Here is a 24718-nt window from a genome sequence, read left to right as displayed (position 1 = left end):
TCGTCGGACATCTCGATATGGCAGGCAATTGCGGATGACGCGGTCCGGCGCTCCGACAATCTCATTTTCGTCCGGGGCGATCTGTCGCTGCTGACCTGATGTCTCGACAGGCCCCAAGCCGCGTTCAACCGGCTGCCATCTTTTTGCGCGGTGCGATCGTCATGGCCATGACACCTGCTACGACGCAGACAAGACCCGCGGCTGCCGTCGAGGATACGGGTTCGCCGAGGAAGATCACGCCTATTCCGACGCCGATGGGAACGCGCAAGTAGGCCTGCGCGGTGGTGCCGACCGAACCCAGAGTTTGAATGAGCCGGAAATAGATGCTGAAGGCGAGGGCGGTCGAAACGATCGACAGGCCGAGCAGGGACAGGATCGAGGCCGTTGATGGCGTGAGCTGCCAAGGATGCTCGAAAAACAAGCTGGCGGGGATAAGGAGAGCGGCGCCGCATAGCAACGAGCCGGCGGCGGGCATCATCGGATCCAGTCCCTTGAAATTGCGCCCGAACAGTGCAGCACTGGCATAGCAGACCGATGCGGCGATGACGGCGAGCTGCGCGGGCAGTTGCCGGCCTACTCCATTCAATGCATCGAGGCCGATGATGAGACAAATTCCTGCCATGCCGGCCACGACGCCGAACAGCTTGCGTCCCGTCAACCGCTCGCTGCGAAGAAGGATTGCCGAGAGCAGGAATGCAAAGATCGGTGTCGTGGAATTCAGGATCGTTGCCAGGCCGGCGTCGAGCGTCTGTTCGGCCCAGGCGATCAGCGTGAAGGGAATCGCGCTGTTGAGGCAGGATTGAACGAGAAAGCGCCGCCAGGTCGCCGCATCTCTCGGCAGATGGAGGCCGCGCCAGCGAATGATCGCAAGGAGAACGAGGCCGGCGATCAAGGTGCGGGCAGCAATCAGCGTGATTGGCGGGATGGTCGCCACGCCGACGCGGATAAAGCTGTAGGACGCGCCCCAGCAGGTCGCGAGGATCAAGAGAAGCAGCAACTCTGTCGTTATGTTGGTCTTTGCGGATGCCATGCGCATTTCACTCTTTGTACGGTTCAGATCTGCCGTCTTTTAGAGTGACGGGACCGAGGAATGCTTCGATCCCGGCCGAACTATCGATTGCCGTCGTTCGCCTCGCTCAATCCCTGAGCCGAAGCTCGTCGGTCTGCATCTGCAACGAGCCCAAAGTCTCAAGGAAGCTCATGCCGAGCAGGCTCTGGTCGAGCCTGCCTGCCTCGGCCACGGTCGCCTCGACGTCACGGCGCTTGATCGGGCCGATGGCGACCGAGCCGAGCTCGACGGGAGCGGCTTTGGCGCGACCATTGGCGGTCAGCACGGTCATGGAATAGGTGAGGTTTTCCGGGATGATGCCGACGCGTTCGGCGTCTTCCTGCGAAAGCGCGATGGTGCTGGCGCCGGTGTCGATGAGCATATCGATCGGCTGTCCGTTAATCAGCACTTCCGCTTCGAAATGCCCGTTCGAGCGCTTGTGGAGGATGATCTCCTGTCCGCCTTCGCTTGTGGTAACCACGACCGCATGTCCCGGCATCAATCCGGCGAAGACGCGGTTTCCGACCTGCTCGGCGTCGTGGCGATAGATATAGACGGTCGCCAGCGCCATGATGACGACCAGCCAGATCAGGAGATTGCGCAGCGACTGGCTGACGGTCTGTCGGCTCGCCCAGACTGCGGCGCTCATCATCAGGGCGATCGGCAACAGATAGACGATGCGGGCGAAGTCGTCATTGTGCATGCCGAAGGTCGTGCCGCCGCTGTTGTTGAAGATGAGCAGTGCAAGGCCGATCCCGAGAATGGCGAGAACGATGTTCAGGCGGTTCATGCGGTACTGCGCTCCCGCGCCAGCCGTTGGCGGCGGGTTTCCCTGCGAGGCTTGCGTTCGACCTTCGTCAGGCGCTCGGGCAGGGTCTGCATGATCTCGCGGCGTTTGTCGTCGCTATACGTCATCCAAGCACCGATTTCCTCGGTCGTGCGTCCGCAGCCGAAGCAATAGCCGGTGTTCGTATCGATGGAACAGACAAGGATGCAGGGTGTCAGCATGAGATCATATATCGATGCTTCAAATGCACATAGCAAGAGTACACAGGGATGCGATCTCGCAAATCTGCTGCGTCGCGCCGATGGTGTCGCCGGTGTGACCGGACAGTCTTTGGCGCACGCGTCGGGTGACGAGAAACGTCGCGGCGGCGGTTACGAGAAGGCAGGGAACAAGCGCGGGAATACCCAGGCTCGGCCAAATGAGGAGCGTCGCAAGGCCGAGTGTCACGATCAGCGCCAGCTGCATGACATCGCTATCCGGCCTGCCGGCGGAAGCCGCGATTCCATCCGGTTTGGCGGGAGGAAGCGCATACCAGTGCCACACCATCGCGCCGCGGCTGAGGGCGGCGGTTGCCAAAAGAGCGAGTGCTGCATCGAAAGGTATAGTGTCACGGCCGATGGCCGCCAATGCCGCGGCGCGCAGCCCGAAGGAGAGGATCAGCGCGCAAGCGCCATAGGTGCCGATGTGGCTGTCCTTCATGATGGCAAGCGCGCGCTCGCGGTCCTTGCCACCACCCAATCCGTCAGCGGTGTCGCTGAGACCGTCCTCATGCAGCGCACCTGTCATGACCGTTTGCAGCGTGAGAGCCAGCAGCGCTGCCATCAGCGGATCGATGTGAAGGGCAAGCAGCACACCGAAGACAAAGGCGGCGGGCAGGGCGATCAGCAATCCGGCAAAGGGGAAGGCGCGGGAAACCCGCGCGAGCTTGCCGTCATAGCCTGTGAAAAACGAGGTCGGCACGGGAATGCGACTTAAAAAGGCGACCGCGCGCGCGATGTCGCGCATGTATTCCCGCATTTCTTCCTCTCCCCGCTACCGGCGCGACAGCATCGGGCGCTTTTGGAGTTGTTCGCGCCGATTCCGAAGACTAATAGAGTCGCACGCAAAGAACCTGATTTGAGACCAAAAGACAAGGAACGGCATTCATGAGCGTAACCGGCTTGCCATTCGACGATTTCCGCACCCTGCTGCGCGACCTGCCTGGGCCGGATGCGCAGGCGCTCGTGGCGGCGCGCGAGCGCGACGCGCAGCTCACCAAGCCGCCCGGCGCGCTCGGTCGGCTCGAGGAGATCGCCTTCTGGCTGGCGGCCTGGACCGGCCGGCCGCCGGCGGTGACCCGGCCGCTGGTCGCGATATTTGCCGGCAATCACGGTGTCACCAAGCAGGGAATTACGCCATTCCCGCCTTCCGTCACGCAGCAGATGGTGGAGAACTTCGCCGCCGGCGGCGCGGCGATAAACCAGATCTGCGTCACCTATGATCTCGGCCTCAAGGTCTTCGATCTGGCGCTCGATTTTCCGACGGCCGACATCACCGAGGAGCCGGCGCTGAGCGAGCGCGACTGTGCCGCGACCATGGCCTTCGGCATGGAGGCGATCGCCGGCGGTACGGACTTGCTCTGCATCGGCGAGATGGGCATCGGCAACACCACCATCGCCGCCGCCATCCATTATGCGCTTTACGGCGGCAAGGCGGAGGACTGGGTGGGTCCGGGAACGGGATCCGAGGGCGAGATGCTGAGGCGCAAGATCGTTGCCGTCGAGAAGGCGGTCGCGCTGCACCGCGCTCATCTTTCCGATCCGCTGGAGGTCCTGCGTCGTCTCGGCGGTCGTGAGATCGCCGCCATGGCTGGCGCCATTCTTGCGGCACGCATGGAGCGCATCCCTGTTATCATCGACGGCTATGTCGCGACCGCTGCCGCCTCCGTCCTCAAGGCAGCCAATCCATCCGCGCTCGATCATTGCCTGATCGGTCACGTTTCGGCGGAGCCGGGGCATTTGAGGTCCATCGAGAAGCTCGGCAAGACACCGCTCCTGGCGCTCGGCATGCGGCTCGGTGAGGGCACCGGCGCGGCGCTTGCGGCAGGGATCGTCAAGGCCGCTGCGGCCTGCCATTCCGGGATGGCGACGTTCGAAAGCGCCGGTGTCGCCAACAAGCACTGATCGAATATGGTGGCGAGCTGCCGGAGAGGTATTTCGCCACTGAATTTCCTGTGGAGCGATCGCTTCACGTCATAAATCTGTAGTGAATTTCGAGGGCGTTCGAAAGTGTCGTCTTGCTTCATCGAAGCTGAGGCGGTATTCGCGAAGCGTCTAATTTGCAATCGGAACATTGCGGGCGGAGCGGGCATGGCCGAGTTTTCGAAACCAGCAGTCACCAAGGAAACGGGTTTCAGGCATTTCTTTGCCGCTGCCGGTTATTCCTGGGGTGGTTTTCAACGGCTGCTTCAGGAGGCTGCTTTTCGCCAGGAGCTGCTGTTTGCAGCGGTTTCACTGATCCTGCTGATCGTAGTCGGTGCAAGCCTCGGTGAGATCGTCATCGGCATGGTGCTTTTCCTCGGCGTTTTTGCGATCGAAGCAATGAATACGGCCGTAGAAGAGGTCATAGACCGGATTTCGCCGGAGATTTCCAATGTCGGTAAATATGCCAAGGATCTTGGCTCCTTCGCCGTGTTTTGCATGCTGGTCGCTGCCGGCATCTATATGCTTTACGTTATCGGCAGCCATTTGCTTTTCCGCTAGGCGCCGGAAAACGAACCTCAGGCGAAGCTCTTCTTGCGCCGTTCGATGAGCGGTGCGTCCTCGACGGCCGGCAGGCTTTGCAGCACGCGTCTGGCCGGCAGGATGGCGATGACCTCGGTGCCTTCACGCAGCTTGGATTTCAACATGAACTGACCGTCATGCTTGGCGAGGATGGCCTGTACGATCGGCAGCCCCAGGCCGGTCCCTTGCTCCGCGCTCTTGATGGCGATCGAGCCCTGGCCGAAGGCAGAGAGGACCACCGGGATCTCCTCTTCGGGAATACCAGGCCCATTGTCCTTGATTGCCACATATTGTCCGCCTCCGGCCGTCCAGCCGACCTTGACGCTGATTTCGCCGCCTTGTGGCGTGAATTTCACGGCGTTCGACAGAAGGTTGAGGATCACCTGACGCAAGGACTTTTCGTCTGCCCATATCGAGGGAAGCTGCGGCTCGAATTGAGACGAGATGGATATGTTCTTGCCGCGGGCACGCAGTTGCACCATGCCGATGCAATCCTCCGCCACATCGAGCAGCGAGATTGCTTCCTCGTTCAGCTCGTATTTGCCGGCTTCGATGCGCGACAGATCGAGGATCTCGTTGATCAGGTTGAGCAGGTGCTGCCCGGAGCGATGAATATCGGTGGTGTATTCGCGATAGGTCGCATTGTTCAACGGCCCCATGACCTCAGCCGACATGACTTCGGAAAAGCCGAGAATGGCGTTCAGCGGCGTTCTGAGTTCATGCGACATGGAGGCGAGGAAGCGTGATTTGGCGAGGTTTGCCTCCTCGGCGCGCCGGCGCGCCTCGTCGGACATGGACTTTGCGACTTCCAATTCGACGATCAGATCATCCTTTTCAGATTGGAAGGAAAGGATCTTCAGATTGGATTGAAACATCCGATTGGTGATGAGGGTGAAGAAAATCACGGCGACGGAGATCGCCGCAGTCAGCGCGATGTCGGAGGGCTTTCGTGTCAGAATCGCGGTTACGGCAAGAGCTACCGTGGCCGGTGCAAAGGAAAAGGGGACGGCGCGCGGCAGCATGAAGTTGGCCATCGCCGTGATGCAGATCGCCACCAGCAATGTCGCGCCCTTATAGAGGCTGAAGCTGTCGCCGCCGCAGGTCGCGCAGCCTTGCATGGCGAAGATTGCCCAACAGAGGCCGACAAGCAGCTGTCCCAGCAACAGGATCTGACGCCATTTCCTGGCGCTCTCGGCGGTTATGTCCTGCTTCTTTGCTCGTCTACCGAGCAGCATGTTGATGGCATGCGCCGTCAGGATGGGAATGGTCCAGAAGAAGATTTGGACGTCACGCGTCAGATAGACGCCGAGCGCCGCGACGACGATGGCGAAGATCGGCACGATTGCCGCACCTTGCAGCAACGTGTCGATATGCATGACCATAAGTTCGCGATCGAAGTTGCGGCTGTGGCCGGTTTGCAGGCGCTCGCGCGTCTGCCGCACGGCCTTCGACACAGCCCGGTTGCGGTGACTGCGCGATCGGTCGACGATGTTTTTATCTGTCGATGTGCTGACGCCGGTTCTCATGGACACGTTGAAACTTGGCCTGCGTGAGATTACAGACTAGCGGTCAAATCTTAAGAAGATGCTGCGACGAAATGATTTGTTTGCCATCTTTGCCAAGGATTTATTCTTAAAGGAGGCAGCAGCGTGACGCGGTCCAGCCGCCTGTTTCGTGACGGCGTGACCACATTTGCTCTGCTCGCGGTGCTTGGTTTGCTGGCGTTGAAGATGAATAATCGCCCGGAACTCATTCAAACCGGCAGCTTTTTCGTTATCGATGGTGATACGCTCTCATCCGATGGCGAGCGCTTCCGACTGCTTGGCATCGATGCGCCTGAGTATCGTCAACAATGTCGACGCAACGGCATAGACTGGGCTTGCGGCGAAGAAGCGCGCCGAACCCTCAACACACTTATTAACGCCGGCACACCGGAATGCCGTGGACGCGACCATGATCGCTATGGCCGACTGCTCGTAACTTGCATGGCGGGCGAACTCGATATCAATGGTGAAATGGTCCGCAGCGGCATGGCGCTGTCCTACGGCGGTTATGCCGCCGAGGAGCACGCGGCGCGGCAGGCGAAGGCCGGAGTTTGGGCCGGTGATTTCGAGCGGCCGAAGGACTATCGGCGCGAGGAGAATGTGGCGCAATCCAATCGAAGCAATTCGCTCACAGGCCTGATCGACTATCTGCAGCAACTCGTCGGATGGAGGACGCAGTGAAGCGGGAAAGTGAATTGCAGGCCCTGCATTCGGCGATTGCCGCATGTCGGCTCTGTCGGGACGCGCCGGCGAAAGGCGAGGCGGATCGGCTGCCGCATGAGCCACGGCCGGTCGCGACGCTCTCATCGACGGCGCGTATCCTGATTGCGGGGCAGGCGCCTGGCCTGCGCGTTCACGAGAGCGGCCTGCCGTTCAACGATGCTTCCGGCGATCGGCTGCGGCAATGGTTGAGTGTCGATCGCGAGAGCTTCTATAACCCCGACCATTTCGCCATGTTGCCGATGGGCTTCTGTTTTCCCGGCTATGATGCAGCCGGTAGCGACCTGCCGCCGCGCAGGGAATGCGCGCCTTTATGGCGGCAGAAGGCTGTGGATGCGATGCCGCAGATCGAGCTGATCCTGACGATCGGCCAGTATGCCCAGGCATGGCATCTCGGCGCTGAGCGCATGGCGTCGATGACGGAAACGGTCGCGGAATGGCGGCACTATTTACTCTCGCGCCGATCGCCGGCCGTTCTGCCGTTGCCGCATCCGAGTTGGCGCAACAGCGGCTGGCTGAAGCGTCATCCCTGGTTTGAGGCGGAGTTGCTCCCCGCGTTACAAGAACGTGTGAAAATCCTGATTTCTTGAAAAAAGTTTCTTTTCTCCCGCTTAAAGTAGGCTATAGAGAGAATATAATTCGAAGGATGCTTAAATGGACCGTCTTGACCGCAAAATCCTGCGTCTTCTGCAGGAGGATTCCACTCTGGCCGTGGCCGATCTCGCCAAGAAGGTCGGGCTGTCGACGACACCATGCTGGCGCCGCATCCAGAAGATGGAAGAGGACGGCGTCATTCGCCGCCGCGTGGCGCTTCTCGATCCTGAAAAGGTCAACACCAAGGTCACCGTTTTCGTTTCCATCCGCACCAACAGCCACTCCATCGAATGGCTGAAGCGCTTCTCCGAAGTGATCGCCGATTTCCCGGAAGTGGTGGAATTCTATCGCATGAGCGGCGATGTCGACTATTTGCTGCGGGTCGTCGTTCCCGATATCGCCGCCTATGACGCTTTCTACAAGCGCATGATCGCCAAGATCGAAATCCGCGATGTATCGTCGGTTTTTGCAATGGAGCAGATCAAGTATTCGACGGAGCTGCCGCTGGATTACATGCTGCTGGAGAATGCGAAGTCGAACGAGGACTGAGCGCCGCTTTCGCAAGGGCGCTCAGCCGAATCGTTACTTCCGGTCCAGCCGTGCGAGCAGGGATGACGTATCCCAGCGGTTGCCGCCCATGGCCTGAACATCGCCGTAGAATTGGTCGACGAGCGCCGTCAGCGGCAGCTTGGCCTGGTTCTGGCGGGCTTCGGCGAGCACGATGCCGAGATCCTTGCGCATCCAGTCGACGGCAAAACCGAAATCATATTTGCCGGCATTCATGGTCTTGTGGCGGTTTTCCATCTGCCAGGAGCCGGCGGCGCCCTTGGAAATGACCTCCACCACCTTTTCGATATCGAGGCCGGCCTGCTTGCCGAAGTGGATGCCTTCGGCAAGACCCTGAACGATGCCGGCGATGCAGATCTGGTTGATCATTTTGGTCAGCTGTCCGGCACCGACCGCTCCCATCAGGCCGACCATGCGAGCATAGGCGTCGATAACAGGTCGTGCCTTCTCGAACACGGCTTCATCGCCGCCGCACATGACTGTCAGCACACCGTTTTCCGCGCCGGCCTGCCCGCCGGAGACGGGCGCATCGATGAAGTCGGCGCCTTTCTCCCTGGCGGCAGCGTAGAGTTCGCGCGCCACTTCGGCGCTGGCGGTGGTGTTGTCGACGAGTATCGCGCCGGCTTTTATGCCTGAGAGGATACCGTTTTCGCCGATCGTGACCGAGCGCAGGTCGTCGTCATTACCGACGCAGGTGAAAACGAAGTCGGCGCCTTCGGCGGCCTCAGCCGGGGTGGGGGCGAATTTGCCCTCGAACTGCTTGGCCCATGCCTCGGCCTTGGCAATGGTCCGGTTGTAGACGGTGACGTCATGCCCGCCCTTGACCTTCAGATGCCCCGCCATGGGATTTCCCATGACGCCCATGCCGATGAATGCGACCTTTGCCATTTTCGTTACTCCCTGACCGATTTTGACTCGAAGGCTTAGCGGAAAGGCTAGAGGGACGGAAGACCGATTTATCGGCTAACTTGTCACGGTGTCACAGGATTTGAAATTTCATTTCTCAGTTACGGTGTTTTTCGAAACTAAATTTCGTCTCGGGTGAGAAACTTCAATATATCCTTTGTCGATATATTCTATGGATTTGCAATGCTCAAGCATCGATAAACAAGCCGGCGGCCGCAGGAAGCGCCAAGGCGCCATGAAAAGGATCTTCGATGATTTCGCGCAGACAGACACTCGGCCTCCTTGGCGCTACGGCAGCTGCCTTCGCGTTGCCCTCCCTCCGGCCGGCGCGTGCCGCTGCGGCGACGAGCCTTCGCATTGGCTGGCAGAAGAACGGTGTCCTGGCGCTGGCCAAGCGTAAGGGAGCGCTGGAAAAACTGCTCTCCGGTCGTGGCATCTCCGTCGAATGGTCGGAATTCACGTCCGGCCCGCCGCTGCTCGAAGCGCTCGGTGCGGGTGCCCTTGATTTCGGCGCCACCGGCGATGTGCCGCCGCTCTTTGCGCAGGCCGCCAACGGCAACCTGCTCTATGTCGGCCTTTACACGGGCAGCCCCGAAAGCTCGGCCATTCTGGTCCGCAAGGATTCGCCGATCCAGACGCTTGCCGACCTCAAGGGGAAGAAGGTCGCCTTCAAGCGCGGCTCCAGCGCTCACAACGTGACCGTCAAGGCCTTGCGCAAGGGCGGACTGACGGTCAACGACGTCCAGGCGCTCGATCTTGCGCCGCCGGATGCCTCGGCCGCTTTCAAGACAGGCGCCATCGATGCCTGGTCGATCTGGGATCCCTATCTTGCCATTGCCGAAGCGGATCCTGATACCCGCATCCTCGCGACTGCCCGCGGCATCGTCGGCTCCTTCAGCTATTTCCTGGCGAACGGCGATTTCACCAAGGGCAATCCGCAGGTCATTACCGACGTGATCGCCGAACTCGCCAAGGTGGGGGCAGCGGCTCAGTCCAATCTCGACGACACAGTTACGGCCCTGTCTCAGATCACCGGCGTTCCGGCCGACGTGACGCGGGTAACATTGACGCGCCCCGGCTCGGATCTTGGCAGTGTTTCGACCATTACCGATGCGGCGGTCGCCTATCAGCAGGGGCTGGCCGATGAATTCTACAATCTCGGGATTGTCCCGAAGAAGCTGACCGTCACTGATATCGTCTGGCGGCCGAAGGCGAGCTGAGCACTGGCGGCCTGCTTGCAGGTGCCCGTGCGGCCCGCGTCTCAAACATCGCGGACGGGGGCCGCATGGGGAAAAATATTCCGCCGAACGCCCGGCAATAGAAAATCTGTATTGTCGATATAATTCATAGTCTATGTCACTATCCGATCGAAGCATCGGGAAGTGGCTCCCGACCACGCGCATCCAGAAGGCAGGAACACTTCATGACCGCGACTGCAAAACCCATCGACTTCCTGTGGTTCATTCCCACTTCCGGCGACGGCACTTATCTCGGTACGACCGACCTCAATCGCGGCCCGGAGATCGGCTATCTCCAGCAGATCGCACAGGCGGTCGATCGGCTGGGTTATACGGGCGTGCTGCTGCCGACGGGCGTCTCCTGCGAGGAGTCCTTCGTTACGGCGGCGGCTCTTTCGGCGCATACCCAGAAGCTGAAATTCCTGGTGGCGATCCGTCCCGGCACCGCTTCGCCTGCTTATTACGCCCGTCTCGCTTCGACGCTCGACCGCGTTTCGAACGGTCGCGTGCTGCTCAACATCGTCGTCGGCGGCAGCCCGGCGGAGTTGGCGGGCGACGGCATTCATCTGGAGCATGACGAGCGCTATGCCCACGCCGATGAGTTCTTCCATGTCTGGGAGGAATTGCTGGAGAAGGGATCTTCGACCTTCGAGGGCAAGTATATCAAGGCCACCAACGCAAAACTGGGCCTGCCGCCGGTGCAGTCGCCGCGCCCGCCGCTCTATTTCGGCGGTTCTTCGGATGCCGGCATCGAATTCTCTGTCGGCCGTGTCGACAAATACCTGACCTGGGGCGAGCCGCCGGCGCTGGTGGCCGAGAAGATCGAGAAGGTGCGGGCCGCTGCCGCCAAGCGGGGCCGCGAGGTCAGCTTCGGTATTCGCCTGCACTTCATCGTCCGCGAGACGGATGAGGAGGCATGGGCCGCGGCCGACAGGCTGATCTCCAAGCTCGACGACGAGACGATCCGCGAAGCGCAGGAGCAGTTCGTCAAGCAGTCCGACTCGGTCGGCCAGAAGCGCATGGCCGCCCTTCACGGCGGCCGCCGCGACAAGCTGGAAGTTTCGCCGAACCTCTGGGCGGGCGTCGGCCTGGTGCGCGCTGGTGCCGGCACGGCCCTTGTGGGGTCACCGAAGACGGTGGCGGCAAGGCTACGTGAATATCAGGAACTCGGCATCGAAACGGTGATCGGCTCCGGTTATCCCCATCTGGAGGAAGCCTATCGCGTCGCGGAGCTCTTGTTCCCCGAACTCGGATTGAACCGCGAGGAGCAGCGAGCCGGATTCCGCAACGAGTTCGGCGCGAAGCAGATTTTTGCCGGTGGCAGCCATGGCGGCAATCTGAAAGTCGTTTCCGGCTCGTGAGCCATCCTTCCAAGGAGATCCCCATGTCGGCATTCGATACTTCCTTCCTACGCGTCGGCGCCGAAAGCCGGGTTCGTCCGGTCAAGGCTGCAAGGCAGACCATCTCGATCGAGCGGTTTCTGCCCTTCCTGCTGCCCATCGTCGTGATCGCGGCATGGCAGCTCGGCTCGTCGGTCGGATGGATCTCGACGCGCATCATGCCGTCACCCGCAGCAGTCGTGACCGCCTTCTGGCAGACGACGATTTCCGGTCAGCTGCCGAACAACATTCTCGTCAGCGCCGGTCGCGCCTTTGCCGGCCTGCTGGTCGGCGGCTCGCTCGGCTTCCTGCTCGGCATCGCCAACGGCGTATCGCGTCTGTCGGAACAGTTGACCGACACAACGCTGCAGATGCTGCGCACCATTCCGCACCTTGCCATGGTGCCGCTTGTCATCCTCTGGTTCGGGATCGGCGAGGAATCGAAGCTGTTCCTGACGGCGCTCGGCGTGCTTTTCCCGATCTATCTCAACACCTATCACGGCGTGCGCAATGTGGATCGCGGCCTGATCGAGATGGGGAAGGTCTACGGCATGAGCAACTGGACGCTGTTCAGGAAAGTGATCTTTCCCGGCGCCCTGCCGTCCATCCTTGTCGGACTGCGCTTCGCACTCGGCATCATGTGGCTGACGCTGATCGTTGCGGAGTCGATCGCCGCATCGTCGGGCATCGGCTACATGGCCAACAATGCCCGTGAGTTCGGCATGACCGATGTCGTGGTCCTGACGCTGGTCATCTACGCCATCCTCGGAAAGCTTGCCGATGTCGTCGCACGGACAATCGAGCGCAAGACGCTCCGCTGGAACCCGGCCTATCAGAATTGAGGAGCGTGCCATGAGCGTGATCGCACCGGATCGTTTTCGACCGCAAGCCGTAAGTGCCGCTCCGCAAGCCGCGGGTGCTGCCGCCATACATATCAGGGGGCTGGAAAAGAGCTTCGGGAACAATCGAGTCCTGCGCGGCATCGATCTCGATGTTCCTGCCGGCCAGTTTGTCGCCGTGATCGGGAAAAGCGGGTGCGGCAAGAGCACACTGCTGCGCATCTTGATGGGGCTCGATGAGCCGAGCGGGGGTCATCTGCGCTTCGAGGCGGCGGGCGGCAGCGACACGGAACCCAATACCCGCATCGTCTTCCAGGAGCCGCGCTTGCTGCCCTGGCTTTCGGTCGCGGACAATGTGGCTGTCGGACTGGGCGAGGGTGTACCCCGCGATGTAGTGCGCGGTGCAACGGTTTCGGTTCTCTCAGAAGTGCAGCTTGCGGAGAAATCAGGCGAATGGCCGTCCAGGCTTTCCGGCGGCCAGAAGCAGCGCGTGGCGCTCGCCCGGGCACTCGTCAGCAAGCCCGGCGTGCTTGCGCTCGACGAGCCTCTGGGCGCCCTGGATGCGCTGACCCGCATCAGCATGCAGGAGCTGCTGAACCGCGTCTGGCGTGAGCTTGGCTTTACCGCAGTGCTCGTAACGCATGATGTGAGCGAAGCCGTGCACCTTGCAGATCGCGTCGTGGTGCTGGACGAAGGGAGGATCGTGCTCGATCTTGCCGTTCCCTATCCGCATCCGCGACGTCACGGCAATCCGGCGCTGGCCGAACTCGAGGGGCAGCTGCTGGCCGCGATCCTCGGCGAGGCGCGCGCCGGCTAGCGCAATTCCAAGAAAAGTGTGGAGCGATTTTTTTCCGTCCTGAATTACGCAAAAGCGGCGAAATAGAGCAATTAGGCAACGCTTAATCGCTCTAATTCGGCCTGGTCTCGTCGCCCTCGATGTAGAGCCGAAGGCGATCGAAGCCGATTTCAGTGCCCATCAGCCGCGATCCGTTGTCGCCGTAGCCGTCGAGGAAAACCACCTGTTCGACGAAGGACATTTTCGTGCTCGCGGGCTCCGGCGTGAAGGTGACCGTTGCCAGCGATACGGAAATTCTGACGTCGTCTAGCATCATGTCGAAGGCATAGATAATGCGCTCGTTCTCGACGACGTCGATGTAGCGGGCCTGATAGGCATGCACGACGCCGTCCGTCGAGGCGACGCGGCTGCTTTCGCTGCCGCCGGCGCGAAAGTCGAGCCTGAATTCCAACGGAACCCAATCCTCGTGGCAGGCAAACCATTGCCGCTTCTGCTCGGCGATCGCCCAGGCATTGAAGACTCGCGACAGGGGTGCCTGGAAGTGACGCTCTATGGTGAGCGTCCTGTGTTCCGTTAATTTTGTGCTCATTCGGTCGTTGTCTCCGTTGAAGCATCCGCGAGAAAAAGATCGAGACGGTCGAAAGTCTTGTTCCACGATGCCTTGCGTTCGGCAACCCAGCGCTCAACCGATGCCAGCGCCTCCTTGCGAAGGTGATAGGTCCGCACCCGGCCGGTTTTTTCCGACAATACCAGGCCGCTCGCCTCCAGCACATGCAGATGCTTCATTACGGTCGGCAGCGCCATGGCGAAGGGTTGCGCCAATTCCGTTACGGAAGCAGGACCCCGGCCGAGCCGGTCGATCATGTCGCGCCGGCTCTGATCGGAAAGCGCCTGAAACATCCGGTCGAGTGCCTGCGGCTCTTCAATCATGCGACTTTTCCGGGCGGAATTGGGCGGGCAGTTTCTCGTGATAGGGATAGAAGTGGAAATAGGGCATCGCTTCCTCAAGTACACGGGCGAAGGACGGGCGGTCGAGAAGGCGTTGGTAGTATCCCTTCAGTCGGGATTGTGTTTCATCGAAGGGCACGAGCGTTTCGGAGTAGAAGAGGGCAGGTGCCGCGGCGCAATCGGCCATGGTCAAGCTATCGCCGGTGATCCAGGTCTTCTCGCCGAGTTGTTGCTCGATCATGCCGTAGGCGGTGCGCAGCAGCGCTTGTGCTTCGGCGACGCTCTGAGGGTCGCGTGCGTCGTCCGGTCGGCGTATGTCCGCAACGATCTTCTGCATCGGCTCCTGAACGTAGAGATCGAAGAAGCGGTCCCAGAGCCGGACGCATAGGGCATCCGTCGGATCGAGCGGCAACAGCGGTGTCGTACTTGGATAATGCCGATCGAGATATTCGATGATGATGCTGGTTTCGGGAATGGTGCTGTCAAGCGTTTCGTCACGCAGCACGGGAAATTTGCCGATGGGCCAGAGGCGCACCAGCGATGCGCGCGATGCCTCATTGCCAAGGTCGATGATCCGGCTTTCGAACGGCGTGCCATTCTCATAAAGCGCCATCAGCACCTTATGGCAGAAGGAGGCAAGGGGATGCTGATAGAGAACAAGGGACATGCGACGACCTTTCCCGCATCAAGGTTCGAGCTGAAACTTATCTAAATGGCTAAGTAACGGCTCGGACGTCATCTTGCAAGCAATAGTTATCCATTTGGATAACTATTGCCTCTGCCCAGCTTCGGTGATGTCAGTCTGCAAGGCGGCGCGCGATGACCAGATGGCCCGGCGTCGGCTGGCCTTCCTGCATCCGGACATTGATGTCGCTGATCTCGATCAGCTCGAAGCCCGTCTCCTTCAGCCGCTCGCGCACATAGGCCTCTGCGTGGGCGAAACGCTGGTGCGCGCCGACCATATAGGGGCGCCCGGCGAAGATCGCATCCGGCAGGGTTTCGGAAGAGAAGATGAAGAGGCCGCCAGGCGTCATATTGTCAGCTGCGCCGAAGAACAGGGGCTCCAGTGCGCCGAGATAGGGCAGGACGTCGGTGGCGGTGATCAGGTCGAAAGGCTCTTCGTCATTATCGTCAAGGAAATCCTCGACCTCGGCAACGAAGAGGGTTTCGTAGATGTCCTTTTCGTGGGCGACCTCGACCATGTTTTCGGAGAGGTCGATGCCGGTGATGTCCTCGACGATGTCGCGCAAGGTGCTTCCCGTGAGGCCCGTGCCGCAGCCGAGGTCGAGCATGCGCTTGAAGGGACCGAGGCCGAGCGCCTGCAGGCGTTGGCGGACGAGGGCCGGGACATGATAGCCGAGCTGCTCGACGAGCACGTCCTCGAAAACCTCGGCATGCTGGTCGAACAGCGTTTCGACATAGGCATCCGGCGCCTTCACAGGTGTTTCGCCACGCCCCATCGAGGCAATGCGGACGGCCGCACCGCCGTGGTCCTCGGGGTCGATGGCCAGCACTTCCTCATAGGCGCTCACGGCGGCGTCGATATCGCCGGCCTTTTCCAGCGCCAGGGCGCGATTGTAGGCTTCCGCCAGCGCGTCTTCGTCGATCTTCTTCTTTGCCATGGATCAGCCGCCTTTCGTTTGTCCCGCAGGCATTAAGGCGCTTGATCGGCTTTTGCAATGCTTGCCTTGGAGGAGCAAAATATGGCTTGCGGCAACCGCGGGCCATGCGGCTGTCGCTCAAAAAAAGAAAAGGGAGGAAGAGACCATGGCTACGGAACTCACCACATCCCATCTCATCGACGGCGCGACGGATCAGAAACGGCCGCCGATGCCTTCGACACCGGGGGAGATCACCAGCACCTTGAGCCACTATTATCGCGGCGAGCTTGGCCGGATGACCAGTTGGCGGGACCGCATTGACCGGACGTCGAACTGGGCGATCACCGTCGTGGCCGCGCTATTGTCCGTATCGCTGTCCTCGCCGACCTCGCATCACGGCGTCTTGCTGTTCGGCATGATGCTGATCTCGCTGCTGCTGATGATCGAGGCGCGGCGCTATCGCTTCTTCGATATCTATCGCGCACGCGTGCGGCAGTTGGAACGCAGCTATTTTGCGCAGATCCTCGCCCCGGAAGCAGAGTTCAATCCCGATTGGGCACTGTCCATCGCCAAGAGCTTGCGGGCGCCGCGGTTTCTGCTCGGCTATTTCGATGCGATGGGGCGGCGGTTGCGGCGGAATTATTGCTGGATGTATGTCATTCTTCTGCTTGCATGGATCCTGAAAATCTCGACGCCGAAATTGCAAAGCGAAGGCGCGCCGCAGGAGTTTGCGCATTCGTGGAGCTATGTTGCCGACAACGCGGCGCTCGGACCAATCCCCGGCTGGCCGGTGATTGCGATAGTTGCTGTCTTTTATGCTGCCATTCTCTATGGCGTGCTGCGTCGCGGGCCGGACGACAGTGATTTCACCCGTGGCGAGGCGCATGTCTGAACGATCGGCGCAGCCGGCCTAGTGCAGAATGAATTCGCCCTTCAATGCCCGCCACTCGGTTGCGGATATCAGCTTGCGATGAACATATCGCACCGAATGGAGCGGTCCGTCCAACTTCTCCTGCCAGAACTTCAGGAAGCCGCGCATTTCCGGGAAGTTCGGGGCGAGGTCATAGTCCTGCCAGATATAGGTCTGGAGAAATTGAGGATGATCGGGCAGGCGGTACAAGATCTGCGCCGTCGTCAACCCATAGCCTTGCAGCTGCTTTTGCATGTCTTCGTGCATGAGGTCTCACTTTCCGTTCCCATTTTTTGTTCGTGACTCAGGGTCACAAGGATATGGAAACAGCTCATAGTAAACCCAAGCTTTACAAAAGTGTCGTAAAAGAAATTTTTATCATGAAAATCAATGTGTTAGCAGCGCATGCGGGCGAGTGCTGCCAAGTGAGCAGGCGGCGCTTAAGACGCCGCTGCTGCATCAGCGCTTGAGGTGCCGTGTCAGTTGCCCTTCCATCCGGGCCCAACCGTTACGCATGAGCTCAACGATCGCCAGATAGAAGATCGCCGCCCAGAGATAGGTCTGGTAATCATAGGTGCGCGAGAAAGCGTAGCGCGTTTCGCCCATCAGATCGTAGACGGTGATGATCGACACCGTAGCCGAGCTCTTGATCAGCAGGATGATCTCGTTGCCGTAGGGACGCAGAGCGACGATAAGCGCCTGGGGAATGATGATCTTGCGGAAGGCGATCCACGTATGGATGCCTAGAGAGTTTGCAGCCTCCCGCTGGCCGCTCGGTACGCTCTGGACGGCGCCGCGGACGATTTCCGTCTGATAGGCGGCCGTATTCAGCGTCATGGCGAAGACGCCGCAATAGAATGGATCCTTGAAGAACCACCAGAGGCCGATATCCTCGAAGAGCCAGCGAAAGCTCGGGAAGCCGTAATAGACCATGAATATCTGCGCCAGCAGCGGCGTGCCGCGGAAAAGATAGACATAGCAGTAGGTGAGGGTGCTCAGGATCTTGTTTTTCGACATGCGGGCGAATGCCAGCGGTATCGACAGGATCGCCCCGAGTATGAAGGACATGCCGACCAGCTTGACGGTGATCCAGAGGCCGTGGAGAAGCCGCGGTCCATAGGTATCAAGCTTCTCGACGTCCCAGTTGGTCACGATCATCGCCAGCAGCGAAATGCCAAGAAGGCTCCAGAGCGTCAGGAAGAAATAGCCGGCGATGCGGGACTTCGATAGCTTTCTGATTGTCTTGGGCGGTGCCGGTTGCGCCGCGATCAGGATTTCGGCATGGCTCATCGACGAACCTCCGCACGTTTGGCCCATCGATCGAGATAGAAGAGGCCGATAGAGGACGTGACGGCCAGCGTCAGATAGAACAGGCAGGCGATTGAATAGAAGGTGAAGGGCGCCTTCGTGGCGCGCACGGCGATACCCGTCTGCCGGATGATGTCGGCAAGACCGATGATCGAGACGTAGGACGTGTCCTTCAGCAGGTTCATCCAGAGGTTTCCGAGGTTCGGAAGCGAGATGCGAACAAGCTGCGGCAGAATGATCAGCCGCATGGTACGGACGCGATGGAAGCCGAGTGCGTCGCCCGCCTCGTATTGACCTTTCGGAATTGCCTTGAAAGCGGATACCAGCACTTCCGAGCAATAGGCCGAGAAGACGATCGCCAATGCAAACATGCCGGCGGCAAAGGCATTGATCTCGATGGGTCCGTTATAGCCAAATCTGGCAAGGACCGATTGCAGCAGGATCTGCATGCCGTAGTAGATGATGAAAAGCGTCAGCAGCTCCGGCAGGCCGCGGAAAATCGTGGTGAAGACACCCGCCGCGAGCCGTAGCGACTTCTCCTCCGATTGTTGCGCCAGCGCGACGAAGAAGCCGATGACCAGACCGAGCGGCAGTGTCAGGACTGCAACGGCAATGGTAACCTTCAGACCGCCGGCGAGTTCATCGCCCCAGCCCGTATCGCCGCAGGCGAGCATCGTATTCTGGCCGAACACAGTGAACAAACCGGCCGGACCACACAACGGGTCGAAAATCGTACTCAGCCAGGTCCACAAGGAACCCAGCGCGGAAAACAATCCGCTCATGCCGTATTTCCCCTAGCGGCTTTTGCCGCGTTTCTGCTTATATTATTCTCGTTGTCAAACAAAAACGGCGGAAGAGCAAGCTTCCGCCGTCGTCTTTTCCAAGGGAATCGACGGGCGATCAGTCGCCGTAAACGTCGAAATCGAAGTATTTGTCCTGAATCTTCTTGTAGGTGCCGTCAGCACGGATCGCCGCGATGGCGGCGTTGAACTTGTCCTTGAGAGCCGTATCGCCCTTGCGAACGGCGATACCCGCACCGGCGCCGTTGATGACCGGATCGATCTTCAGCGTGCCGAGCATCTTGCAGCAGGCGCCTGCATCCGACTTGACCCATTCGGAGAGCACGACAACGTCGTCGATGGCGGCATCGATACGGCCGTTGCCGAGGTCGAGCTTGTATTCGTCAGCCGACGGATAGAGCTTCAGTTCGGCATCCTTGAGATGGGCGGAGGCGTAGTTGGCGTGCGTCGTCGAGGACTGGGCACCAATGGACTTGCCCTTCAGGGCTTCGTCCGTCGGTTCCTTGATGGTCGAATCCTTCGGCACGGCGATCGCCGGCGGCGTATTGTAGTACTTGTTGGTGAAGTCGACGATCTTCTCGCGCTCCGGCGTGATCGACATGGAGGAGACAATGGCGTCGAACTTCTTGGCCTGGAGGGCCGGAATGATACCGTCGAAATCCTGGTTCACGAAGGTGCACTTGACCTTCATCTGATCGCAAAGCGCATTGGCTATATCGATATCGAAGCCGACGAACTTGCCGCCGGCATCGAGCGATTCGAACGGCGGGTAGGTGGCGTCCGTGCCGATGACGATCGTGTCGCCGTCCGCAAGCGCCGCGCCGGCGAGAAGCGACATAGCGGCGAAGGACGCAGCGGCAAGAAGACGAGTGGAGATGCGCATATTGATCCTCTCTGTTGGCGGCCGGCAGCTCATTATTGTTGATTGGCGTCCGGCTCGAGTGGAGCGGGTGGGTGACCCGCCTTGCGGCGATATTCGTACTTTTTTTTCGAAAATTGCAACTGGAATTACGAGGATGATCGTTGCCGTGCGATCCCGAGGCAATGCGAAAGCGCGCGCGGGAAATCTGAATGGAAGCCGTCCGGCGCATTCAGCCAGGGTTAATTGCAGCATCCTAATAGTTCCGGAACATATAGCGGCGTGCCGCGATTCAGTCTCACGAGAACCGAAATTCGGCCTGCTTCGTGGGACATCACGTCGCCCGCTGAGAGATTCGCAATTCGGCGAACAAAGATCATAAGAGGAGACCCATATGGGTAAGCGATCCAGACTATTTGCCAGTGCCGCGTTTCCGTTGCTTTCGCTATCGCTCGCATTCGAGCCGGCGGCGGCTGCGGCACTGCGTGAGCAGCCCGTCGCGCCATTGACCAATGACATTGCCGGCGTCGTCGCGGGTGGTGGCAATGCGAGCATCGAGGTCGCGCAGCAGGCGGCGGCTGCGGCCCAACCGGACGAAGAACAGCTCAAGCACAAGAAGCCTGGCGAGGGCGGCCAGGGCGAACCGCAAGGCCAGAAGCATGAAGGCGGCGCGGAACAGAAGCCGCCGAAGCAGCAGCCGGAAGCGCAGCCGCCGAAAGCGGAACATCAGCAGCCGGCACAGCAGGAACAGCCCAAGGCTGAACACAAGCAGCCGGCCGAAGCACCGCAGGCGCAGCCCGAAGCCAAGCCGCAGCCCAAGGCTGCAGCGCCGGAGCCGGCACCTGCGACACAGCAGCAAAAGCAGAATGCCCAGCAGCCGGCAAAGCAGCCTGAAGCAAAGCAGCCTGAGGCGGCACCGCAGCCAAAGGCAGAGCATAAGCAGCCTGCCGCCGAACAGCCGCAGGGCCAGCCCGCGCCGAAGGCGCAGCAGCCAGCCCCGGCTCAGAAGGCCGCTCCTGCCGCTGGTGAGCCGCAGAATCAGCAGGCTCAACCCGAAAAGCAGGTGCAGCCTGAACAGAAAGCCCCTCCCAAACAACAGATCCAATCCGAGGCTCCGGCGCAGCAGCCGGCCGAGCAGCCGCTAGCACCTGCCGGCCAGCCTCCGAAGGGTCATAAGACTCAGCCGGGGACACAGGTACAGCCTGAAACCCAACCCGGAACGCAGGTAGCACCCGGCGCGGAGCAGGGGCAAAAGCCGGCCGGAGACAAGACGCACGGCAAGCAGCCGCAGAATCAGCAGCAGGGCGAACAGCCGGCGGCTACTCCGCAGCAGCCGGCTCAGAAGACCGAGCCCCAGGGGCAGCAGGGTCAGGAGCAAAACCAGGCCGCACCGCAGCCCGGCAAGCAGCAACCGAATAAGGCCGCTGAGACGCCGGCACAGGGCAATGCAACACCTGCTCCGGCCAATGGCAGTGCAACGCCTGCGCCCGCCAATGGCAATGCCGCACCCGCGCCGGCCAATGGTAGCGCACAGCAAGGTGCCGAGATCCAGCTGCCTCCGGCAGAACAAATCTCGCCGCAGGACCTGGAGCGCCGCAAGAAGATTGCGGAAGATCCAGCCTCTGCGAAGGGCCCCGTCATCCTGCCTGTTCAAAACGGCAGTGCTGTTCTGGACAGCCAGAAGGATGCGGTTCGCCGCGGCGAGCATCTGAACGGTGGGCAGAATCCCGGCGCTCCGGGTGCCCAGGGTCAGAAGGGGCAGGGCCAGAACGGGCAGGCGCAGAATGCCCCTGCACAGCAGCCGCCGCCGGCCTATACGAAGCCGCCGACCTCTGACGCCGAGGCGCAGCGCGCGGCTCCTGGCGGCCAGCCGCAACCGCCCGTCAAGATGGAAGCCGTGACCAGCGAGCAAGGCCGCCGGATCGATCGCCGGCCGGACTTTGCCTCGCCGCAGGGAACGGCGGTGCAAACCATCATCAATCAGGACAATCGCACGATCGTGAACGTCGACAACAACTACGTTGTTCGCCATGACGATACTGATCGCTTCGTCCGCGGCGGTGAGCGGCCCACCTATGAGCAGTTGCCCAGGGATCGTTATCGCGAGACGATCGACCAGCCGGACGGCGATCGCGTCATCACCATCCGCAACCGCTATGGCGACATCATCCAGCGGTCCCGCATCGATGCCAGCGGCCGGGAATATGTTCTGTTCTACTCGCCTGAGCTCGAGCAGCAGCCCGACCACGACAACTATTTCCGCGATCCGGGCGACGACCTGCCGCCGATGCGCCTGCTCATTCCGCTGAGCCAGTACATCATCGACACGGCGTCCAACCGCAACGCGGATTACTACGACTTCCTGCGCGAACCGCCGGTCGAGCCGGTCGAGCGGATCTATTCGGTCAACGAAGTGCGGTATTCGGCCCGCATCCGTGACAAGATCCGTCGTATCGATCTCGACACGATCACTTTCGCAACGGGCAGCGCCGACATTCCGATGTCGCAGGCCAGCTCGCTGCGGGGTGTTGCCGACGGGATATCGCAGATCGTCAAGCGGGATCCGACCGAGACCTTCCTCATCGAAGGCCATACGGATGCTGTCGGCTCGGCAGAAAGCAATCTGATCCTGTCCGACCGCCGTGCGGAATCGGTCGCCAATGTGCTCAGCGATGTCTATGGCATCCCGGCTGAGAACCTGGTCACCCAGGGCTATGGAGAGCAGTATCTCAAGGTGAACACGCTCGGACCGTCGCAGGAGAACCGCCGCGTCACCATCCGCCGCATCACGCCGCTGGTGCGTCCGGTCGCGGCCAACCGTTAAGTCGGATTCGAGCCAATTTACGAGGCCGCCGGGAAACCGGCGGCCTTTTATTTTGCCGGCTCATCAAGGCCGACCGTTGCGGCAATGAAATCGGCGATTGCCAGCGTGTCGTCGAGGTCGAAGACTTCGAGCGAACCCGCATCCTCCACAGGATGGTCGGCGGCGATGGCGACGATATGCGGGTCGTGTGCTGCGAGCGGCTCCCGGTTGGCGGCCTCCAGGCGGCGTGCCTCGATCTTCGGGATGGGCTCGCGCTTGTAGCCCTCGATCAGCACGAGGTCGCAGGGAGCGAGACGCGCCAGTATTTCCTCGAAGCTTGGTTCAGGCGCGCCGCGCAATTCGTGCATGATGGCATAACGCGTGCCTGAGACGATGGTGACCTCGTGCGCTCCGGCCTCGCGATGGCGAAAGCTGTCGGCGCCCACCTTGTCGATATCGAAGTCATGATGCGCATGCTTGATGGTCGAGATCCTGTAACCGCGCCGGGTGAATTCGGTGACCAGGCGCACCGCAAGTCCGGTCTTGCCGGAATTCTTCCAGCCTGCAATGCCGAAGATCTTCGGTCGGGGTGTTGTCATGAGATGCCTTCCAGTGCGGCGAGCCATTTCTCCGCTTCGATCAGATCGGTTGGAGTGTTGACGTTGAAGAAGGGGTCGAGAGGACCGATCGTCGTTTCGACCGCGGGGAATTTCACCGTTCGGACGTCATGGCGTGCGAGAAAATCTCTGACGCGCCGTTTCGGGTCCGAGACGATCCACGTCTCGAGATCGGCGGTGGCGGAGACGGGCCAGAGACCGAAAGTGGGATGGTCACGGTCGAACGATGTGGCGATCGCAATGTCGTCGCGGCCTTGAATGGCATCCGCCAGCCGCGCGATCAGATCGAGCGGGAAGAAGGGGCTGTCTATGGGGACAGTGGCAACATGCGAAACCTGCGGATAGCGCAACGCCGTATCCCGCATGGCCGTGAGCACGCCTGCCAGCGGCCCGAGCTTGCCGGGAATCCCGTCCGGGACGAGCGTCAACCCCAGCGTGTCGGGCCAATCAGGATCTGCGTTGAGCGCGACGGGCTTTCTTTGTCGCTGCGTGATTCGTGTCGAGATACGGGCGAGAAGGCTTTCTCCACCCAATAAGACAAACGCCTTGTTCACACCCATGCGGCTCGACCGGCCCCCTGCGAGCAGGAAGACTGGGATATCGTCGGCATTGGCGATGAAGCCGGACATGATTGCGACCTCAGGCGGGAACGCGGGGCTCTGATTCCTGCGCGACGCGCTCGGCGGCCCGCCGTTTGTTTTCCCGATAGAATGTATAGATGCCGGAGGCGATGACAATCGCGGCACCGATGATGGCCCAACTGTCAGGCATCTCGCCGAAGACGAGCAGGCCCAGCAAGGCGGACCAGATGAGGCTCAGATAGCGGAAGGGCGCGACGAAGGAGATTTCGCCGGTGCGCATCGCGAGGATGACAGCCTGATAGCCGATCAGCACGAGAATGGATGCGAGCAGGATCTGAAGAAGAGACGTGATGCTTACAGGCTGCCAGCCGCCGAGCGGAGCGATGCAGAGGGCACCGAAGACGGAAATGGAGATTGCGGTACATACCGTGACCATCAGCGACGGCACGTCCTTGCTGATGCAGCGTGTCGAGAGGTCGCGGGCGGCCGTCGCAAACATGCAGGCGATGGCGAGGAGCGCCCCCGTGGTAAAGCCCTCCGGGCCGGGCCGGATGATGATCAGGACGCCGAGGAAGCCGACCGTAATTGCCGCCCATCGCCGCCATCCCACAGGCTCTTTCAGAAACACCACCGCACCGAGCGTCACCGCCAGAGGCACGGCCTGCTGAATGGCCGAGGCATTGGCGATCGGCATCATCCCGAGTGCGGTGATGTAGGTTGCCGCGGCAATGGCTTCGCAGGCGATGCGCAGAGCGATCATCGGCTGCAGAATGACCTTCCAGGAACGTAGCGCACCCATTCTGCGGGCGAGGAGATAGACGAGGAAGGCCGTAAACAAGCCGCGGATGAAGATAATTTCGCCGGCGTTCATCGAGACGATAACCGTTTTGGACAGGGCGTCGCTGCTGCAGAAGCCGGCCATGGATGCGGCCATGAAAAGTGCGCCCTGCATATTCTTGGTCAGTCGCATGAAAAAACGAGTCTCCGGATTGTCAGTCTGGATTAGCGCCGTTTTCAGCAAATTGTAATCGCTTGTCTTTTCATGGTGGCGAAATTCGATTGTGCGCTGCAGCGCAATTGTCACCGAGAGGAATGGTATTTTCGCGCAACA

At 60.6% G+C, this 24718-nt stretch carries 28 protein-coding genes; 11 read left to right on the top strand and 17 right to left on the bottom strand.

From position 1 onward, the window contains the following. Nucleotides 1-124: 124 nt before the first annotated feature. From AB8B29_RS08510 to AB8B29_RS08495, 4 genes are all read right to left on the bottom strand, one after another. Nucleotides 125-1030, bottom strand: coding sequence for an EamA family transporter (locus AB8B29_RS08510; protein WP_113118671.1), 906 nt, complete (start codon nt 1028-1030; stop codon nt 125-127). A gap of 106 nt (nt 1031-1136) precedes the next feature. Then, nucleotides 1137-1838 (bottom strand): TIGR02281 family clan AA aspartic protease, encoded by a 702-nt coding sequence (locus tag AB8B29_RS08505; protein ID WP_092573835.1) that lies wholly within the window; start codon nt 1836-1838, stop codon nt 1137-1139. Then, nucleotides 1835-2056, bottom strand: coding sequence for a DUF1289 domain-containing protein (locus AB8B29_RS08500; RefSeq protein WP_037202506.1), 222 nt, complete (start codon nt 2054-2056; stop codon nt 1835-1837). Before AB8B29_RS08500 ends, AB8B29_RS08505 begins: the two co-directional genes overlap by 4 nt. 19 nt (nt 2057-2075) lie before the next feature. After that, entirely contained in the window at nt 2076-2852 is a 777-nt protein-coding gene (locus AB8B29_RS08495; RefSeq protein WP_113118670.1) for an adenosylcobinamide-GDP ribazoletransferase, read from the bottom strand. Nucleotides 2853-2980: 128 nt separating this feature from the next. Here AB8B29_RS08495 and cobT point away from each other — a divergent pair, with 128 nt between their 5' ends. Continuing rightward, on the top strand, nt 2981-3997 hold the full coding sequence (gene cobT / locus AB8B29_RS08490) for a nicotinate-nucleotide--dimethylbenzimidazole phosphoribosyltransferase (protein WP_113118669.1): 1017 nt from the start codon (nt 2981-2983) through the stop codon (nt 3995-3997). Between the two features lie 186 nt (nt 3998-4183). Then, the gene (locus AB8B29_RS08485) at nt 4184-4576 is read left to right on the top strand and encodes a diacylglycerol kinase (protein WP_037202502.1); all 393 of its coding nucleotides are present in this window, start codon (nt 4184-4186) and stop codon (nt 4574-4576) included. Nucleotides 4577-4593: 17 nt separating this feature from the next. Here AB8B29_RS08485 and AB8B29_RS08480 read toward each other — a convergent pair whose 3' ends face one another. Further along, nucleotides 4594-6123, bottom strand: coding sequence for a sensor histidine kinase (locus AB8B29_RS08480; RefSeq protein ID WP_037202501.1), 1530 nt, complete (start codon nt 6121-6123; stop codon nt 4594-4596). A gap of 123 nt (nt 6124-6246) precedes the next feature. On the opposite strand from AB8B29_RS08480, the gene AB8B29_RS08475 reads away from it, so the two are divergent. From AB8B29_RS08475 to AB8B29_RS08465, 3 genes are all read left to right on the top strand, one after another. Further along, entirely contained in the window at nt 6247-6822 is a 576-nt protein-coding gene (locus tag AB8B29_RS08475) for a thermonuclease family protein (protein WP_113118668.1), read from the top strand. Continuing rightward, nucleotides 6819-7451 (top strand): uracil-DNA glycosylase family protein, encoded by a 633-nt coding sequence (locus AB8B29_RS08470; RefSeq protein WP_439006392.1) that lies wholly within the window; start codon nt 6819-6821, stop codon nt 7449-7451. The genes AB8B29_RS08475 and AB8B29_RS08470 overlap by 4 nt, the downstream gene beginning before the upstream one ends. Before the next feature lie 64 nt (nt 7452-7515). Further along, the gene (locus tag AB8B29_RS08465) at nt 7516-8004 is read left to right on the top strand and encodes an Lrp/AsnC family transcriptional regulator (protein WP_037202496.1); all 489 of its coding nucleotides are present in this window, start codon (nt 7516-7518) and stop codon (nt 8002-8004) included. Between the two features lie 33 nt (nt 8005-8037). Here AB8B29_RS08465 and AB8B29_RS08460 read toward each other — a convergent pair whose 3' ends face one another. Continuing rightward, a complete protein-coding gene (locus AB8B29_RS08460) occupies nt 8038-8910 on the bottom strand; it encodes an NAD(P)-dependent oxidoreductase (RefSeq protein ID WP_113118666.1) in 873 nt (290 codons plus the stop codon). Nucleotides 8911-9179: 269 nt separating this feature from the next. On the opposite strand from AB8B29_RS08460, the gene AB8B29_RS08455 reads away from it, so the two are divergent. From AB8B29_RS08455 to AB8B29_RS08440, 4 genes are all read left to right on the top strand, one after another. After that, nucleotides 9180-10148 (top strand): aliphatic sulfonate ABC transporter substrate-binding protein, encoded by a 969-nt coding sequence (locus AB8B29_RS08455; RefSeq protein ID WP_439006390.1) that lies wholly within the window; start codon nt 9180-9182, stop codon nt 10146-10148. Between the two features lie 203 nt (nt 10149-10351). Then, entirely contained in the window at nt 10352-11527 is a 1176-nt protein-coding gene (ssuD, locus tag AB8B29_RS08450; protein ID WP_037202492.1) for an FMNH2-dependent alkanesulfonate monooxygenase, read from the top strand. A gap of 23 nt (nt 11528-11550) precedes the next feature. Beyond that, nucleotides 11551-12387, top strand: a complete 837-nt coding sequence (ssuC, locus tag AB8B29_RS08445; RefSeq protein WP_037202490.1) for an aliphatic sulfonate ABC transporter permease SsuC — start codon at nt 11551-11553, stop codon at nt 12385-12387. Nucleotides 12388-12397: 10 nt separating this feature from the next. After that, nucleotides 12398-13201 carry an ABC transporter ATP-binding protein gene (locus AB8B29_RS08440; RefSeq protein ID WP_037202489.1) on the top strand — a complete coding sequence of 268 codons (804 nt, stop codon included), beginning with the start codon at nt 12398-12400 and terminating at the stop codon, nt 13199-13201. Between the two features lie 91 nt (nt 13202-13292). On the opposite strand, the gene AB8B29_RS08435 is transcribed toward AB8B29_RS08440, so the two are convergent. From AB8B29_RS08435 to AB8B29_RS08420, 4 genes are all read right to left on the bottom strand, one after another. Beyond that, nucleotides 13293-13769 carry an SRPBCC family protein gene (locus tag AB8B29_RS08435; protein WP_047556529.1) on the bottom strand — a complete coding sequence of 159 codons (477 nt, stop codon included), beginning with the start codon at nt 13767-13769 and terminating at the stop codon, nt 13293-13295. Continuing rightward, nucleotides 13766-14110, bottom strand: a complete 345-nt coding sequence (locus AB8B29_RS08430; protein ID WP_037202487.1) for an ArsR/SmtB family transcription factor — start codon at nt 14108-14110, stop codon at nt 13766-13768. The genes AB8B29_RS08435 and AB8B29_RS08430 overlap by 4 nt, the downstream gene beginning before the upstream one ends. Then, nucleotides 14103-14795: a glutathione S-transferase family protein gene (locus AB8B29_RS08425; RefSeq protein WP_037202486.1), complete on the bottom strand. Its 693-nt coding sequence runs from the start codon at nt 14793-14795 to the stop codon at nt 14103-14105. The genes AB8B29_RS08430 and AB8B29_RS08425 overlap by 8 nt, the downstream gene beginning before the upstream one ends. Nucleotides 14796-14925: 130 nt before the next feature. Continuing rightward, entirely contained in the window at nt 14926-15750 is an 825-nt protein-coding gene (locus AB8B29_RS08420) for a class I SAM-dependent DNA methyltransferase (RefSeq protein WP_037202485.1), read from the bottom strand. 145 nt (nt 15751-15895) lie between these two features. Here AB8B29_RS08420 and AB8B29_RS08415 point away from each other — a divergent pair, with 145 nt between their 5' ends. After that, complete coding sequence (locus tag AB8B29_RS08415) at nt 15896-16621, top strand: DUF2270 domain-containing protein (RefSeq protein WP_037202484.1); 726 nt, start codon at nt 15896-15898, stop codon at nt 16619-16621. 18 nt (nt 16622-16639) lie between these two features. On the opposite strand, the gene AB8B29_RS08410 is transcribed toward AB8B29_RS08415, so the two are convergent. From AB8B29_RS08410 to AB8B29_RS08395, 4 genes are all read right to left on the bottom strand, one after another. Continuing rightward, a complete protein-coding gene (locus AB8B29_RS08410) occupies nt 16640-16906 on the bottom strand; it encodes an usg protein (RefSeq protein ID WP_034504707.1) in 267 nt (88 codons plus the stop codon). A 192-nt stretch (nt 16907-17098) separates the two neighbouring features. Beyond that, complete coding sequence (locus AB8B29_RS08405) at nt 17099-17929, bottom strand: ABC transporter permease (protein ID WP_037202483.1); 831 nt, start codon at nt 17927-17929, stop codon at nt 17099-17101. Further along, nucleotides 17926-18729, bottom strand: a complete 804-nt coding sequence (locus tag AB8B29_RS08400; RefSeq protein WP_037202482.1) for an ABC transporter permease — start codon at nt 18727-18729, stop codon at nt 17926-17928. The genes AB8B29_RS08405 and AB8B29_RS08400 overlap by 4 nt, the downstream gene beginning before the upstream one ends. Nucleotides 18730-18847: 118 nt before the next feature. Further along, nucleotides 18848-19630 (bottom strand): ABC transporter substrate-binding protein, encoded by a 783-nt coding sequence (locus tag AB8B29_RS08395; protein WP_037202481.1) that lies wholly within the window; start codon nt 19628-19630, stop codon nt 18848-18850. 370 nt (nt 19631-20000) lie between these two features. On the opposite strand from AB8B29_RS08395, the gene AB8B29_RS08390 reads away from it, so the two are divergent. Next, nucleotides 20001-22430 (top strand): OmpA family protein, encoded by a 2430-nt coding sequence (locus tag AB8B29_RS08390; protein WP_047556531.1) that lies wholly within the window; start codon nt 20001-20003, stop codon nt 22428-22430. A gap of 47 nt (nt 22431-22477) precedes the next feature. Here the strand turns inward: AB8B29_RS08390 and mobB are convergent, their stop codons facing one another. The 3 genes from mobB to AB8B29_RS08375 are packed head-to-tail and all read right to left on the bottom strand — an operon-like array spanning nt 22478 to nt 24577. Continuing rightward, nucleotides 22478-23008 (bottom strand): molybdopterin-guanine dinucleotide biosynthesis protein B, encoded by a 531-nt coding sequence (mobB, locus tag AB8B29_RS08385; protein ID WP_047556532.1) that lies wholly within the window; start codon nt 23006-23008, stop codon nt 22478-22480. Then, nucleotides 23005-23655 carry a molybdenum cofactor guanylyltransferase MobA gene (gene mobA / locus AB8B29_RS08380; protein WP_047556534.1) on the bottom strand — a complete coding sequence of 217 codons (651 nt, stop codon included), beginning with the start codon at nt 23653-23655 and terminating at the stop codon, nt 23005-23007. The genes mobB and mobA overlap by 4 nt, the downstream gene beginning before the upstream one ends. Nucleotides 23656-23665: 10 nt before the next feature. Then, nucleotides 23666-24577, bottom strand: coding sequence for a DMT family transporter (locus tag AB8B29_RS08375; protein WP_047556768.1), 912 nt, complete (start codon nt 24575-24577; stop codon nt 23666-23668). Between the last annotated feature and the right edge of the window lie 141 nt (nt 24578-24718).

The sequence above is a fragment of the Rhizobium sp. 11_C7_N12_5 genome (assembly GCF_051811145.1).
Classification (GTDB): Bacteria; Pseudomonadota; Alphaproteobacteria; order Rhizobiales; family Rhizobiaceae; genus Rhizobium; species Rhizobium lusitanum.
The sequence above is the reverse complement of the archived record's forward strand: the minus strand, read 5'-3'. Positions and strand labels throughout refer to the sequence as shown.